At 68.3% G+C, this 13,843-nt stretch carries 14 protein-coding genes; 4 read left to right on the top strand and 10 right to left on the bottom strand.

The genetic code is table 11. The annotated features are described in order from the left end of the window. The coding region (locus KJ554_14835; GenBank protein ID MBU0743606.1) for a DUF1949 domain-containing protein at positions 1 to 203 on the top strand (203 nt) is incomplete at its 5' end. A 49-nt stretch (positions 204 to 252) separates the two neighbouring features. On the opposite strand, the gene KJ554_14830 is transcribed toward KJ554_14835, so the two are convergent. Next, complete coding sequence (locus tag KJ554_14830; GenBank protein ID MBU0743605.1) at positions 253 to 1,092, bottom strand: RNA polymerase sigma factor RpoD/SigA; 840 nt, start codon at positions 1,090 to 1,092, stop codon at positions 253 to 255. A gap of 514 nt (positions 1,093 to 1,606) precedes the next feature. Between KJ554_14830 and KJ554_14825 the strand changes: the two genes are divergently transcribed. Next, positions 1,607 to 2,014: a response regulator gene (locus tag KJ554_14825; GenBank protein ID MBU0743604.1), complete on the top strand. Its 408-nt coding sequence runs from the start codon at positions 1,607 to 1,609 to the stop codon at positions 2,012 to 2,014. On the opposite strand, the gene KJ554_14820 is transcribed toward KJ554_14825, so the two are convergent. Both KJ554_14820 and KJ554_14815 read right to left on the bottom strand, forming a co-directional pair. Then, positions 2,015 to 2,800: an undecaprenyl-diphosphate phosphatase gene (locus KJ554_14820; GenBank protein ID MBU0743603.1), complete on the bottom strand. Its 786-nt coding sequence runs from the start codon at positions 2,798 to 2,800 to the stop codon at positions 2,015 to 2,017. It lies immediately after the preceding gene. 9 nt (positions 2,801 to 2,809) lie between these two features. Next, complete coding sequence (locus KJ554_14815; protein ID MBU0743602.1) at positions 2,810 to 3,667, bottom strand: tetratricopeptide repeat protein; 858 nt, start codon at positions 3,665 to 3,667, stop codon at positions 2,810 to 2,812. Positions 3,668 to 3,831: 164 nt separating this feature from the next. Here KJ554_14815 and KJ554_14810 point away from each other — a divergent pair, with 164 nt between their 5' ends. Further along, on the top strand, positions 3,832 to 4,272 hold the full coding sequence (locus KJ554_14810) for a hypothetical protein (GenBank protein ID MBU0743601.1): 441 nt from the start codon (positions 3,832 to 3,834) through the stop codon (positions 4,270 to 4,272). A 6-nt stretch (positions 4,273 to 4,278) separates the two neighbouring features. On the opposite strand, the gene KJ554_14805 is transcribed toward KJ554_14810, so the two are convergent. Together KJ554_14805 and recG are read right to left on the bottom strand one after the other, a co-directional pair. Further along, a complete protein-coding gene (locus tag KJ554_14805) occupies positions 4,279 to 4,692 on the bottom strand; it encodes a zinc-ribbon domain-containing protein (GenBank protein ID MBU0743600.1) in 414 nt (137 codons plus the stop codon). A 94-nt stretch (positions 4,693 to 4,786) separates the two neighbouring features. Continuing rightward, positions 4,787 to 6,871 (bottom strand): ATP-dependent DNA helicase RecG, encoded by a 2,085-nt coding sequence (gene recG / locus KJ554_14800; protein ID MBU0743599.1) that lies wholly within the window; start codon positions 6,869 to 6,871, stop codon positions 4,787 to 4,789. A 99-nt stretch (positions 6,872 to 6,970) separates the two neighbouring features. Between recG and rpmB the strand changes: the two genes are divergently transcribed. Continuing rightward, on the top strand, positions 6,971 to 7,162 hold the full coding sequence (rpmB, locus tag KJ554_14795; protein MBU0743598.1) for a 50S ribosomal protein L28: 192 nt from the start codon (positions 6,971 to 6,973) through the stop codon (positions 7,160 to 7,162). 21 nt (positions 7,163 to 7,183) lie between these two features. On the opposite strand, the gene KJ554_14790 is transcribed toward rpmB, so the two are convergent. The 5 genes from KJ554_14790 to KJ554_14770 form a co-directional block, all read right to left on the bottom strand. Next, positions 7,184 to 8,626, bottom strand: coding sequence for a peptidylprolyl isomerase (locus KJ554_14790; protein MBU0743597.1), 1,443 nt, complete (start codon positions 8,624 to 8,626; stop codon positions 7,184 to 7,186). A 28-nt stretch (positions 8,627 to 8,654) separates the two neighbouring features. Beyond that, positions 8,655 to 10,307 (bottom strand): hypothetical protein, encoded by a 1,653-nt coding sequence (locus KJ554_14785; protein MBU0743596.1) that lies wholly within the window; start codon positions 10,305 to 10,307, stop codon positions 8,655 to 8,657. Between the two features lies 1 nt (position 10,308). Further along, the gene (gene ftsZ, locus KJ554_14780; protein MBU0743595.1) at positions 10,309 to 11,706 is read right to left on the bottom strand and encodes a cell division protein FtsZ; all 1,398 of its coding nucleotides are present in this window, start codon (positions 11,704 to 11,706) and stop codon (positions 10,309 to 10,311) included. A 121-nt stretch (positions 11,707 to 11,827) separates the two neighbouring features. After that, positions 11,828 to 13,054, bottom strand: a complete 1,227-nt coding sequence (gene ftsA / locus KJ554_14775) for a cell division protein FtsA (protein ID MBU0743594.1) — start codon at positions 13,052 to 13,054, stop codon at positions 11,828 to 11,830. Positions 13,055 to 13,058: 4 nt separating this feature from the next. Further along, positions 13,059 to 13,843 (bottom strand): FtsQ-type POTRA domain-containing protein (locus KJ554_14770; GenBank protein MBU0743593.1); only part of this gene is annotated, 785 nt, incomplete at its 5' end.

Genomic DNA, 13,843 nt, shown 5'->3' with positions numbered 1-13,843 from the left:
GCACCTTCGAGCTCGCCTTCGGCTACGAGCTGATCGGTCCGCTGGAGCACCTGCTCGGCAAGCACGCGGGGCACGTCTTGGACAGCGCGTTTTCGGAGGATGTGACCTGGACCATCTGGCTACCCGAGGACCGCTGGCGGTCCTTCGCGCGGGAACTCGGCGGCCTCGCGCACGGCCGGATAAAGCTACGGGCCCCGGGATGATCCCGGGGCCCCGTCGTGCTTTCCGTCCTCTTGCTTCGATACGATCCCGTCAGGCAGTCATACCCCGCATGTCCTGATAGTCGTGCATGTATCGGAAGGTCTTCGAGTTGCGGATCTTCTCGAAGGCCTCCTCCTTGATCTGCCGGATGCGTTCGCGGGTCAGGCCCATGTCCTGGCCGATCTCCTCGAGCGTCATCTCGCGGTCCGAGCCGAGCCCGTAGTACATGCGCAGGACCCTGGCCTCGCGCGGCTTCAGGTCGCACAGCATGCGTTCGATGCTCTCGAAGAGGTCCTCTTCCATGACCGCCGTGTCCGGCGTCTTGCTGGTGGTGTCCTCGAGGAAGTCCAGGTACGTGGAGTCCTCGTCGTTGCCCACGTAATCGTCCAGGAAGAAGTTGTCCTGCATCAGCGGCAGGGTGTCCTTCACCTCGTCGACGGACAGGCCGAGCTTGGCCGCGATCTCGTCGGGCAGCGGCTTGCGCCGCAGGTTCTGCTGCAGTTCGCTCGAGGCGCGCTTGATCTGGTTGAGCACCCTGGCGCGGTTGAGCGGCATGCGGACGATCTTGGAGTGGTTGGCCAGGGCGGCGAGGATGGACTGGCGGATCCACCACACGGCGTAGGAGATGAACTTGTAGCCGCGTGTCTCGTCGAAGCGCTGGGCCGCCTTCAGCAGTCCCAGGTTGCCTTCGTTGATGAGATCCTCCAGGGGCACGCCGTAATGGGCGTACTCCTTGGCGATGGACACCACGAAACGAAGGTTCGAGTTGACGAGACGGTGCAGGGAGCTGCCATCGTTGCTGCGGATGCCGCGTGCCAGTTCGCATTCCTCTTCGCGCGTCAGCAGCGGAAACGCCTTGACCTCCTGGAAGTAGAGGTCGAGGTTCGTCATGAGGCGCGCGCTCTCGCGGCGCGGCTTTGCCTTGGCGGCGGTGCTGCGATTCCTGGGGGTTTTTCCGGTCCTGACTGCCATCTTTCCTACCTCGCTGTCGCTTTTTCTTTCTTTTCTGCGCGCTCCTCTACAATATCCGTACCATTCCCGGTCATTCGAGACGATACATCTCCTGTTCTTGTAACATGTTGGATCATTGTTGTTTGCATTTCTGTTGGCCGGGGTGGGGATCGATCGGAAATGAGGATCGGGCCCTGGTCTTGACATTATGTCAAGGAATGCCCGGCGGGCTCCGTCAAGTTGTCAAGAGATCTGCACGGGGACATCACAGGATGGCGACAGTCTGGGCCGACGCGCCCCCATGGCACTCTCCCGCCAATCCGGAGCATGACGTTCAAGCCTTGCCCGATACGACCGATGGATGGTCGGTGGATACCGGGCGCGCCGTCTTGCCGGCACACGAGCGTCCCGGCCATGGCGATTCGACCGCGACCCGACGGGCCGGATCCCGGTCATGGCCACCGCAGACAGGAAGGATCACATCGTGCAGCTGAGCATCCTGATCGTGGACGACACCGGGTTCATGCGTTACGTGCTGCGCGACCTGCTGATGCAGAACGGCCTCTCCCGTGTGGCCGAGGCCGGATCGCGCGATGAAGCCCTTGCGCTGGCCGCGTCCCTGCGCCCCGAGGCGGTCGTCATCGACACCACGCACGAAGGGGCCGGCGGTCCTGCACTGGTCACGGAGATGGCGGGCGTGTTGCCCGCCGCGCGCATCGTCGCGGTGATCCGGACGGGCGATCCGGCGGCGGCCGCCGCCGCCAGTCGCGCCGGCGCCGAGTTCACGGTGGTCAAGCCCTACGATCCGGCGGAGGTGGCGAGCCTGCTGTCGAGCCTGCGGTCCGAGCCGGCCGCGCTCTGATCAACCCAGAACGATGTAGCTGACCACGCCCAGCGGCACGCAGTAGAGGGCGAACTTCCAGAAATGCCGCCGGACGACCATGAGCGCCGTCAGCCTGACGGCGACAAGCCCGACCAGGAAGGCCACGCAGGCGCCCAGCAGCATCGACAGGGTCCCGGCCTCGCTGGTGGTCTCTCCGCGCAGCAGATGCAGCACCAGGGCGCCGGCGATGGCGGGCCCCGACAGCAGGAAGCTGAAACGTGCGGCCTCGTCGCGGGCCAGTCTCAACCACAGCGAAGCCGCGATCGTCGAGCCGGAGCGGCTGATGCCCGGCACGATGGCCAGCGCCTGGGCGCAGCCGATCAGCAGCGCCTTGTGCAACGGGGGCGCGACGGGATGCCAACCGCCGGGGAGCCGGAGCACGTCGCTGCGCGTCCGCCGCGTGGAGAACAGGATCAGACCCGTCACCACCAGGGCGACGGCCGCCGCGCGCGGGTTCACGAAAAGCGCCTCGATCTCATCCTCGAACAGCAGCCCCGCCAGAACCGCCGGCAGGGTGCCGATCGCCAGCGCCACCAGGTACTGGACGGCGGCCGCGTCGAAGGTCAGCAGGCGCTTCACCTCGTGCCGGTAGACCACCAGCACCGCCAGCAGCGTCCCCACGTGCAGGACCACATCCAGGAACACGTCGCCGTCGAAGGCGCTGGTCCAGTGCTGCAAGAGGACCAGATGCCCCGAACTGCTCACGGGCAGGAATTCCGTCAGCCCCTGAACCCCTGCGAGCAGGATCAAGTAGAGCAGTGCCAAGTTCACCTCTCAGGCCTCGCGCCGGGCCAGCCGGTAATGCTCCCGCGCCTCCATGGGCATGACCAGCGCATCATAGGTCAACGCCAGCTGGTAATGCAACTTGCCGTCGTCGGGAAAGGCTTCCAGTGCGCGGAGCAAGGCGGCGAGCGCGTCCTCGAGCCGCCCCATCTTGTGCATGGCGACACCTACATAGAAATGGGCCCGTACGAGGCGGTTGTCCAGCGCCAACGCCGCGCTGAACCGCGCCACGGCCTCGCGGTAGACGCCCTTCCGGAGCAGCGACAATGCTGCAAAATATTTAGTGACTGCATGTTCTGGCGCCAATTTCTCGCATTTCTCGAAGCACTCGAGCGCCTTGTCGAATTGCGCCGCCTGAAAATGCACCAGACCCAGGTTGTGATAGCCGTCGGCGTCCGGGCGGAGTTCGAGCGCCGCCTCGAAGAAACGGATCGCGTCGCGGGTGCGCCCCTCTTCGGCGTACAGGGCGCCCAGGTTGTGGCAGGCCTCGGCGTTGTCCCCGTCGGCGGCGATGGCCCGGTGGAACATCTGCATGGCCTCGGCGCGCTCGCCCAGGGCGTCCAGCACGGTGCCCAGGTTGTTCAGGTAGGGGCCCGATTCGCCGCCCTGCTCGATGGCCTGACGGAAGGCGGCCGCCGCCTCCCGGTAACAGCCCAGCTTGCGGTGGACGCAACCGAGCCGGTAGCACCAGTCGGCTTTCCCGGGTGACAGGGCCAGGGCGTCGCGATAGGCGGCGAGGGCGCCGTCGAGATCCGCGTCCCGCTCGGACCGGCGACCCGCGTCGAACCTCTGTTGCGCGGCAGCTGGCGGCAGGGCACGATCGCTGGTAGTTTCTTCATGATTAGGCATGGGCGCAGACTAAGGCAGTGCGGACCCGGGGTCAACGGTTCTTGTCCGCAGGCCGGGGTGGGGAGAATGGGTTCAAGTCCATTGCGGCCTGGACGATATCATATCCGTGCCCGCACCGGCGCCCGTCACGCATCCCGTCACGTCAACCACCGGAGAGGACCGACATGCCCGTCACCAACACGGACCGCATCCTGAAGGACATGTTCTCCCGCCTGCTGAACATCGGTCTGCCCCAGGATCTCATCGAGAAGCTGGTGCCGGTGGTCGACGGCGTGCTGGACCGCATGCAGGGCAACTTCGATCCCGAGACGGTCCAGGGCCAGAACATGATGCGGGCGCTGCTGTGTTCGATGGTCGCGCACGGCTGGGGCCTCGGCATGCATCCCCACAACAATCCCGGACTGAACCTGGACGGGGACGCCATCGAGGTCCGCGTCTGCAAGGACATCCTCCTGCCCATGGAGGACATCAAGTCCCTGCGCTACATCAAGAAGGATGCGGACGGGCGGGTCAAGAAGGCGCTCTTCGAACCGGATCAGAACGCCCGCATCAGACAGCACATCGAAGCCATCCTCTCGGACGTCAGCCAGCGCTGGGAGGAGTGAACCCGGCTACCGCTCATCGTCGCGCGGTTCCAGCAGGATCTCGCCGCCGGCGAGGATCTCGTTGACCGCCTCGCGGAAGTGGCGCGCGCAGGCGTCGTCGTCCCCCAGCTGGAACTTGTACGCTTCCCAGGCCTCCCCCAACTCGGACGCGAACTCCACCAGGAGGCGGCCCTCGGCGAGAGCCGCGTCGTGCCGCTCGCGATGGTAGACGAGGATGTCCGAGACAAGGGCCCGGGCCAGGCGCTGTGCCCAGCCGCGGCGGTCATCGGGCCGCGGCGGTTCGCGGAACCTGGCCCGGACGGTCCCGTCGACGTGCAGGCCCCGGCCGCAGGCGGGACAGCGCACGCGCAGACGGCGGCGCGGCACGGTCGCGTCGGCGAGTGTGTAGACGTTGCCGCAGTCCGTACAGGTGATGTGCATGAATCCCTCTTTCAGGACGGGTGCGGGAGCGGCGTCAACTCTCCTTTCGGCATCCAGGCGGGTCCCCTTGACCGTGAAGGTGTGATCAGGCCTCTCATCCGGTCACGCCCAGGCCTGCGTAACGGGCCTGCGGTCCCGCGAAGCCGGCGCGCAGGACCTCGTTGGCGGCTGCTGACAGCTGCGGATCGCCCGCGATGATCCGCCGCACGTCCTCGGCGCATACGGCGACGACCCGGGCGTCCCGCAGCGGGTTGGCGAGCAGGAAGACCGGCGCGCCGTGCTGCCGGACGCCCAGGATGTCGCCGGGCCCGCGCCGCCGCAGATCCTCCTCGGCCAGGCGGAACCCGTCGTGTTCGGCGCAGAAGAGCGTCAACCGCTCGTACGTCTCCGGCGCGAGCCAGCGCTCGTTCACCAGCAGGCAGTACGACTGGTGCCGTCCCCGGCCGATCCGCCCCCTCAGCTGGTGCAGCTGGGCCAGACCGAAACGTTCGGGATGGTGGACGAGCATCACGGTGGCGTTGGGCACGTCGATCCCCACCTCCACCACGGTCGTGGCCACCAGCAGGTCGATGTCGCCAGACGAGAAATCGTCCATCACCTTGCTCTTCTCGGCAGAGCGCAGCTTTCCGTGCAGCAGGCCGGTCCGGAACCCGGCGTACGGCCCCCCCGACAGACGCTTGAATTCCGCCTTGGCGGACTTCAGATCCTGACCCTCGGTCTCCTCGATCACCGGATAGATGACGTAAGCCTGCCGGCCCCGCCGCAGCTGGTCCCTGATGAACTCGTGCTTTTCCGCGAGCTCGTCTGCGGTCACCAGCGCCGTGGCGATGGGACGGCGGCCCGCCGGCAGCTCGTCGATGATCGACAGGTCGAGATCCCCGTAGAGGGTCAACGAGAGGCTGCGCGGGATGGGTGTGGCGCTCATCACGAGCATGTGCGGCGGCGTGCCGTCGCGCGCGACGAGCGTCACCCGGCCGCGCTGCTGGACCCCGAACCGGTGCTGCTCGTCCACGACGGCGAGGCCCAGTCGCGGGATGCTCACGCCGTCCTGGACCAGGGCATGGGTGCCGATCAGCAGATCGATCTCGCCGGCGTGCACGGCGTCCAGGATCCGGCGCCTCTCGCGCGCCGGCGTCCCGCCCGTGAGCGTGGCGACGGCGACGCCCAGGACCTCGCAGTACCCGCCGATGGTCTCGCCGTGTTGCCGGGCAAGCACCTCCGTGGGCGCCATCAGGAGGGCCTGGTGTCCCTGCTCGATCACGAAGAGTGCGGCGATCAGCGCCACCAGGGTCTTGCCGCAGCCCACGTCCCCCTGGAGCAGACGATGCATGACGTGGCCGCTGCGCATGTCGCGCAGGATCTCGCGCAGCACGCGGCGCTGGGCGGCGGTGAGAGCGAAGGGGAGCCCGGCGACGAGACGGGTGGTCAGATCGCCGGGAGCGCCGAGACGCCTGCCGGCCTGTGCCTCGCGGTCGCGTCGGCGCAAACCCATGGCCAGCTGGATGAAGAAGATCTCCTCGTAGACCATGCGCTTCCGCGCCCTGTCCAGCTCGTCGGCGCCGGCGGGGAAGTGGATGCCCGACAGCGCCGCGCCCAGGGAGCACAAGCCGCGGCTGCGCCTCAGATCCTGGGGCAGGGTCTCTTCCGCCGCGGGCAGGGCCGCGTTCAGAGTCTCGTGGATGAGACGCCGCAGCCAGTGCTGGCCGATACCGCCGGTCAGAGGATAGACGGGCACCAGGCGGCCGGTGTGCAGACGGGCCTCCTCCCCGCCCAGCAGCTCGAAGTCCGGATGCACGAGCTGCTTGCGTCCGGCATGCAACTGGACTTTCCCGCTGAGCAGGACACGCGTGCCGCTGCGGAACTGTCGCAGCAGGTACGACTGCCCGAACCACTGGCAGAAGAGCACATCCGTGCCGTCGTCCACCGTGACGGTCTGGAGCGTCCGTTTGCGACGCGTGCGACGCTCGCCCGCCGTGAGCACCTGGCCCTGGACGGTCACCTCGTCGCCGGGTCTCGCCGTGCGTATGGGCGTGACGGCGGTGCGGTCCAGATAGGCGCGCGGGTAGTGACGCAACAGATCCCCCACCGTGGCGATGCCCAGCCTGTCGAGCGCACGCGCACGGACCGGCCCGACTCCCTTCAGGAACTGCACGGGGCTGTCCCAGACCACCGCCGGCATCCGTCCGACCTCCTCATCCGGGTGATTTTGCTTGCGAATCCGCGATGCTGATGTTAATTTCCCGAGTCTGTCAATGCAAGGACCAGGAGGACAATCGACATGAGCCGAAAGTGCCAGGTGTGCGGCAAGGGGCCCCAGTACGGCAACCGCGTCAGCCACGCACACAACACCACCCGCCACCGCTGGCTGCCGAACCTGCAGAAGATCAAGTTCGAGATGGACGGCAAGATCCGGCGCGGCTACGTCTGCACGCGGTGCATCCGCACCGGCTCGGTGCGCAAGGTCGTCTGAGCGGCCATTCGTGACCGGCGATCAGCGGACACGCTTGAAGATATGGAACAGCCCTCCCGCAGCGACGGGAGGGCTGATTTCTTGGATGTCGAGCACCTCGATGGCCCGCCGCAATGCGTCGGTCATTTCCCGGGGATCGATCCAGCCGATGGCGCCTCCCTGGGCCGCCGTGGGGCCGACGCTGTAGCGGGTGGCCACCACCGAGAAATCCATACCGGCGACAAGATCCCGCTCGGCCCCGGCCAACGCCGCGCTGTCCGGCGTGACCAGATGCAACAGCAGCACCATGCCGGCCGCGGCCGACGCCTCCGCCGCGGCCACGCGCTCGCGGATCCCGTCCCGCCAGGCGGTCATGCGTCCGCGGTCGTTGACGGCAAGCCCCAGCACGGCTTCCGCCTCCCGCAGCGCCCCCGCGTCGTCACCCAGCTTCTCGAGCAGGCTGCCGCGCAGGATGCGCGGTCCAAGCAAAGTGGAATCGATGGTGCAGGCCTGCTCGGCGTTGAGCAGGGCCTCGCGGGTCCGGCCGCGCTTGTCGAGATGGACCGCGAAGTTGTAGAAGCCCAGCGGGTCCTGTGGCTCCATGGCCGTGTAGTGACGGAATTCCCCCTCCGACTCCTCGACCCGGTCCAGCAACTCCAGCACGTTCGCCAGATGGAAGCGCGCAGCGGACAGTTCCGGGTCCAGCTCCAGCGACCGGCGCAGGTCGGCTTCCGCGGCCTCGAAATCGCGCGAAGCGAAATGGGCTTCGCCGAGCAGCGCGTAGGAGGCCGCCGAGGGATCCGTGGCGACGGCTCGCTGCCCGGCCTGCACCGCGTAGGCCGTGTCGCCGGCCAGGATCGCCAGCTCTCCCGCTCTGCGCAGATCCGGGCCGACCTGGGGGCCGAAGCTCAGGGCGTCGTTCCAGTGACGCAGCGCCTGGCGCCAGAGGGCGCGCTCGCCGGCCAGCTCGGAGAGCCGGCGATGGGCCCAGCCGTCGCCGCCGCCGACGCGCACAAGCTGGGTCAGGAGACCGTAGGCGGCACTGTCCTGTCCCCTCTCCAGATGGAGGTGGGCCAACTCGCGCAACAGGCCCGGATGCTCCGTCTTCAAGGCCAGGCCCTGCTCCCACTGGCGCAAGGCCGCATCGGCGTCGCCGGCCGCTGAGAGCGCGCGGCCGTAGAAGTAGCGTGCGTCGGCAGATTCCGGGTAGGTCTCGGCAGCCCGCGCGGACCAGGCGACCGCCTCGAACGGGCTGTCGCTGTCGAGCGAAATGGCGGTCAGGGCCAGCAGGGCCTCGAGCGGCGCCGGCTCGCTCTGGGCGCAGGCCGCAAGGTCCGGCGCGGCTTCTGCGTGGCGCCCGGCGAGATAGGCGGACATGCCGTCGCGGCAGGCGGTCGCCGCCGCGTCATCCGAGACGGCGGTCTGGGATCGCGCAACGGCGGACAGCGCCACCAGCAGGTAGGCGAGGATGAACAGGCTTCGCATGAATTCGCACTCCCTTGGACGCCATGGATCAGCCGATCCAGCGCCTGACGGGATCGAGCCAGAACGCGGGATCGAGCCAGGTCCAACGCAGCTCTTCGGGGTGGAGTTCCCGGTGCCCGCGCAGCAGGGCCAGGGCCTGGCTGGTGCGCTCCTGCCTGTGCAGCAGGCATATCCTGTCACTCAGCAGGATATCGGATTCCGCTTCCGGCAACGGGGCGTCGCCGGTCTCGTCCACGGCTAGATATGCCTTCATGATCAAGCCCGCGAGAGTCTCGGTCGTCTCGTCATCGCCGGCCAGTTCACGCAGGATCTGCAGGGCCTCGATCCAGCGCTCCTCCACCATCAGCGAGCGGGCCGAGAGCAGTCGCCAGGCGGGCTTGCCGGCGAAGGCGGCGGGCATGTCCGCGGCGGTCGGGGTCTGCCCCGCCGCCAGCTTCGCCAGCACGCCCAGATACAGATAGCGCTCGTCAGAGGGTGGGGAGTCGTCCCCGTGCGGCCAGGCGTCGAGCACCTTGCCCACGCGGTCCCAGCGGCCGCGGCGCGCATGATGGCAGGCCAGGAAATAGTGGTAGTCCTCGTCGACGAACCACTTGTCGGCGAGCGCCGCGAGGCGTCTTTGCGCCCGGTCGTCTCGACCGTCGAGATCGTCGCTGGCGGCGAAGAGCAGCTCGGCGGTGGGGAATGTCGCGGAGAGATCGCCCCAGACGCGCAGATGGTCGCGGGCCTCGCCGCGCCGTCCGGTCAACAGGGAGATCACCGCGCCCAGATAGGAGCAGAAGAGTTCCTCGCCCGGGTGGCCGCCCACCGGATCGGTGAGCTCGGGCTGGATCCGGATCACCTCGCGGGCCTCGGCGAAACGGTGCTGATCGGCCAGGATGAGCGCCTTCAGGTGCGCCGCCGTACGGTAACGGGGGTTGAGTACGATCGCCTGTTCGACCTCGGCGAGCGCCTCGGGATTGCGGCCGGTCTGGAAGAGCGCGCCGGCGAGTTTCACGCGGTAGTCTGGATAGGTGGGATTGGCCGCGCAATGAGCCTTCAACTTGGCGAGGCCGTTCTCCCAGTCACCCGCCCGGCAGAGTTCCACGGCCGCGGCCACGCCCTCGTCGTCTCGTTTCTCGTGGATGGTGCTGCGCAACACGGCGGGCAGGTCGTCCGGCAGATTCTCGGGCACGAAGGGTCCTTGATCGGCCAGGTACCTGATCAGCGGGTGCTCGACACGGCGGCCGGAGGCCAGCAGGGCGTTCATGCTCTCGGCCGCGTTCACGCTCTGGTCCCGCTGCAGCAGACAGCCGGCTTCGAGCAGCCGGGCCTCGACGTAATCGTTGTTGAAGCGCAGCGCCATACGCGCCGCCGTCAACGCCTCGTCCCAGCGTTCGGCGCTGGCGAGGGCGATACCGTGCCAGAAATGCAGATCGGGATACTTGGACCAGCGTACGGCGGCTTCCCCGAAACAGCGCACGGCACCGTCGTCGTCGGCGGCGACCAGGAGGCGCCGGCCCTCCTTGACGAGCGATTGACGCAGGTAGAAACCGCTCAGGGGCCCGGAACGCCGGTCCTCGTCGCCCACGATCTCCCGCAGGCGCTCGGCCGCCTCGCCGTACCGGCCCTGTTCGAACAACGCGACGCCCGCCGCGTAGTCGTCATCCTCGCGCTTGCGAAAGATCCGGTTCAGGATCGACATTTCAGTCCATGTACTTGCGCGTGTAGGCCGGCTCCGACAGATCGCGCATCAACGCGTCGCTCATGAACGCCTCCCGGCTCGATACTTTGGCCGGATGGACGACGCCTCCCCGCGGCGACGCCTGGGCGTCGGGACTCGCCCGCAGCGCCGACTCGGGCCGCAGCGACGGATGCGGATCGGGCTCGGCCAGTGTGAAGCGGATGGTCGTCGGCGAGGCCGGGGGATCCTGCGCGACCCCGGGCGTTACCCCGGGATCCCCAGCCGGTGTCGATCGCGGCTCGACACGGGCGTCGTGCACGGTGGAGATCAGCGTCGTACCAGCCGCGGCGGCCATGGCGTAGGCGGGCCTCTCCCGCAGGTCCGCGCCGGTGCGCGCCGGCGCGACGCGCTCCGTCGGCCGGGCGGTTTGGGCACGGGGCTGAGGAACCGGCTGGTAGGTGCAGGTCCCGTCGAAACCGGTGGCGATGACGGTGACCTGCAGGGTGTCGCCGAGATCCGGATCGGTGCCGTAGCCGAAGATGATGTGCGCCTGGTCGCCGGCGGCTTCCTGGACCAGCGACATGACCGTGTTGGTCTCCTGCAGTCCGACCTCGCCGCCGGTCAGGTTGACCAGGACGCCCTTGGCGCCGGCGATGTCCACGTCCTCGAGCAGAGGCGAACTGATGGCCTTGCGGGCGGCCGACTCCGCCCTGCCGTCGCCCGACGCCTTGCCGGTACCCATGAGCGCCACGCCCATGCCGGCCATGATGGACCGCACGTCCGCGAAGTCGAGGTTCACCTGGTGCGGTTTCATGATGATGTCGTGGATGCCGCGTGTCGCCTCGTAGAGGACGTTGTCCGCAAAGCCGAAGGCCTCGGTCATCGACGTGCCGTCGGGCACGACCTCGAGCAGGCGCTCGTTGGGGATCACGATGAGCGTGTCTACGGCCTCGCGCAGTTCGGCCAGACCGGCCTCGGCCTGCTGCTGCCGGACGCGGCCCTCGAAGCGAAACGGCTTGGTGACGATGCCTACGGTCAGGGCGCCCTGCTCGCGGGCGACACGCGCCACCACGGGCGCGGCGCCGGTGCCGGTGCCCCCGCCCATGCCGGCGGTCACGAAGACCATGTCGCTGCCTTCGAGCGCGTCGGTGATGGTGTCCAGATCCTCTTCGATCGCCTGCCGGCCGACCAGCGGATCCCCGCCCGAGCCCAGCCCGCGCGTGGCGCGACCGCCGATCTGGAGAACCGAGTCCGCACGCGATTCGCGCAAGGCCTGGAGGTCCGTGTTCACGGCCACGAATTCCACGCCGCGCAGACCGGCTTCGATCATGCGGTTGATGGCGTTGCCACCCGCACCGCCGATGCCGGCGACTCGGATACGCGCGAGTTTTTCGATGGGTTCGACGAGTTCGAACGTCATGACAGACCCTCTCCTCCATGATCGGGTGGTGCCATAGATGGTACGGCAGGCGCTACTTCTACCTTTTTAACACATCATGCTGTGTCAGTCCAAGTCTTTTTACCCCGTATCTTGTATTATTTCAGCCGCGCCGGAACAGGCCCTTGAAAAAGCCACCCACCCCCCTGCCACCAGCCTGCGTACCCTCGGGGGGAACGACGGGTTCATCCCCCGCCAGGGCCCAGAACGCCAGGCCGACCGCCGTGGCCCACTGGCCGTCCGGCAGCTGTCGCCCGCCGCTGAGGCCGTACGGCGCCAGCCGCACCTCGGCGGGCAGTCCGAGCACCTCCTCGCAGAGTTCGGCCGTGCCCTCGCAGCGGGCGCCGCCGCCGGTGACGACGGCTCCCCTGAGCAGCAGGCCGGGCTCGAAGGAGGCGCCCATGTCCTCGCGCACGAGGCGGAATATCTCCTCGAGCCGGGGTTCCAGGATCGCGGCGATCAAGCCGGGCGAGACGTCGACGTCGTCGTCGTCGTCAAACAGCACGTCGGTGTCGACCTCGTCGTGGGCCATGCTGCGCAGGACCAGCCCGCTCTCGCACTTCGTCGCCTCGGCGGTGGTCTGCCCCACACGCAGGCCGTGGGCCAGATCGCTGGTCATGTGGGCGCCGCCCCAGGGCACCATGCCGCTGCCGGCGATCCGCCCGGACCGGAAGATCACCCACTGCGTCATGTGCCCGCCCACGTCGATCAGGACCACGCCCTCCCGCTGTTCCTGCGCAGACAGGAGGCACTGGGCGGTGGCCAGCGCGTCGATGCGCCAGCCAGCGGCGTGATACCCCGCGCGCTCGATGGTTTTCTCGATGCTGCTCTGCACGCTGCGCGAACCGGTGATCAGGTAGGCGTTGACCTCGAGCATGCTGCCCCGCCGGTCGACGGGATCGACGATGCCGCCGATCCCGTCCACGCTGAAAGCGACCGGATTCGTCGCCAGAATGGCATGGTCGAAGGGAATGGCGATGCTGTTGGCGCGCTCGATGACGGCGGCGATGTCGGCATCGGTGACCGAGCGGCGGCCGGGGCCGATCTGGTGCCGGCCCCGCGCCCAGACCGACCGCAGATGCGAGCCGGAGATGCCGTAGTAGAAGCCGGAGATATCCACGTCGGCATCGCTCTCGGCCATGCGCACGGCGCGGGCCAGCGCGCGGCTGCCCGAGCCGATGTCCACGAAATCCCCGTCGCGGAAACCCGCGGCCTCGGATACACCGGCGCCGAGCACCTGGAGCCCGCCGTCCGCCGCCGGCGCGGCCACCAGGGTGCGGAATTCGGTGGTTCCCAGGTCGCAAACGACGATCAACTGGTCGTATTCCATGCTTTCACCCGTTCCGCGCCGGCGCATAGCGACACGCGCGCCGCGATTCCTCGATGTAGACCTGCCTCTCGAAGCGCAGATCGATCTCCGCCCCGGACGGCACCCGCTCCGCCACGTCGAGATACCTTTGCAATCTGGTCGCGAAGTCCTCGCGCCCGACGACGAGGCGGCCACGGTCGCCCGCCAGGACCACGACCAGCCCGCGCCGCTCGCGCAGGATGAAATCCACTTCGCAGGCCATCTCGAGTCCGGTCTCACGCATGGCCGCCAGCAGGTCCAGCAGACGTGCCGACTCCGCGGCGTCGCGGGGGGCGACGTCCCGCTCGTCCACCAGCAGGGGCAGATCCGGCGGCGGCAGGTGATCGGGCAGCGGCAACGCCTCGCCGTTCTGCACCAGGGCCAGGCCGTGGGCATGGGGACGCCCGTCCCCGTCCGTCAGCAGCAGCAGCGGCCGCCATTCCCAGATGTCCACCTGCAGGGTCGAGGGCAATCTGCGCCCGATCTTCACACGACGCACCCAGGGCAGGGCTTCGATCTCCCGAGTCAGGGAATCGCCGTCGAGGGTCCAGATGTTCAGGTCCCGCTCCAGCCACCCCCGCAGACGGCGGTCGAGGGTCTCCTTGCTCGTGAAGCGGTAGCGGCTGGTCTCCACCTTCGCAATCCGGAAAGTCGGCGAAGTCAACGTCCACCAGGCCACCGCCGCGAGGACCGCCGTCACGAGTCCGGTCAGCAGCGGCGGCAACCAGCGGCGCCGGGCTCCAGCACGCTTCCGGCGGCGCCGGGCCAAGG

Source organism: bacterium, from assembly GCA_018814885.1.
Taxonomy (GTDB): domain Bacteria; phylum Krumholzibacteriota; class Krumholzibacteriia; order LZORAL124-64-63; family LZORAL124-64-63; genus JAHIYU01.
The sequence above is the reverse complement of the archived record's forward strand: the minus strand, read 5'-3'. Positions and strand labels throughout refer to the sequence as shown.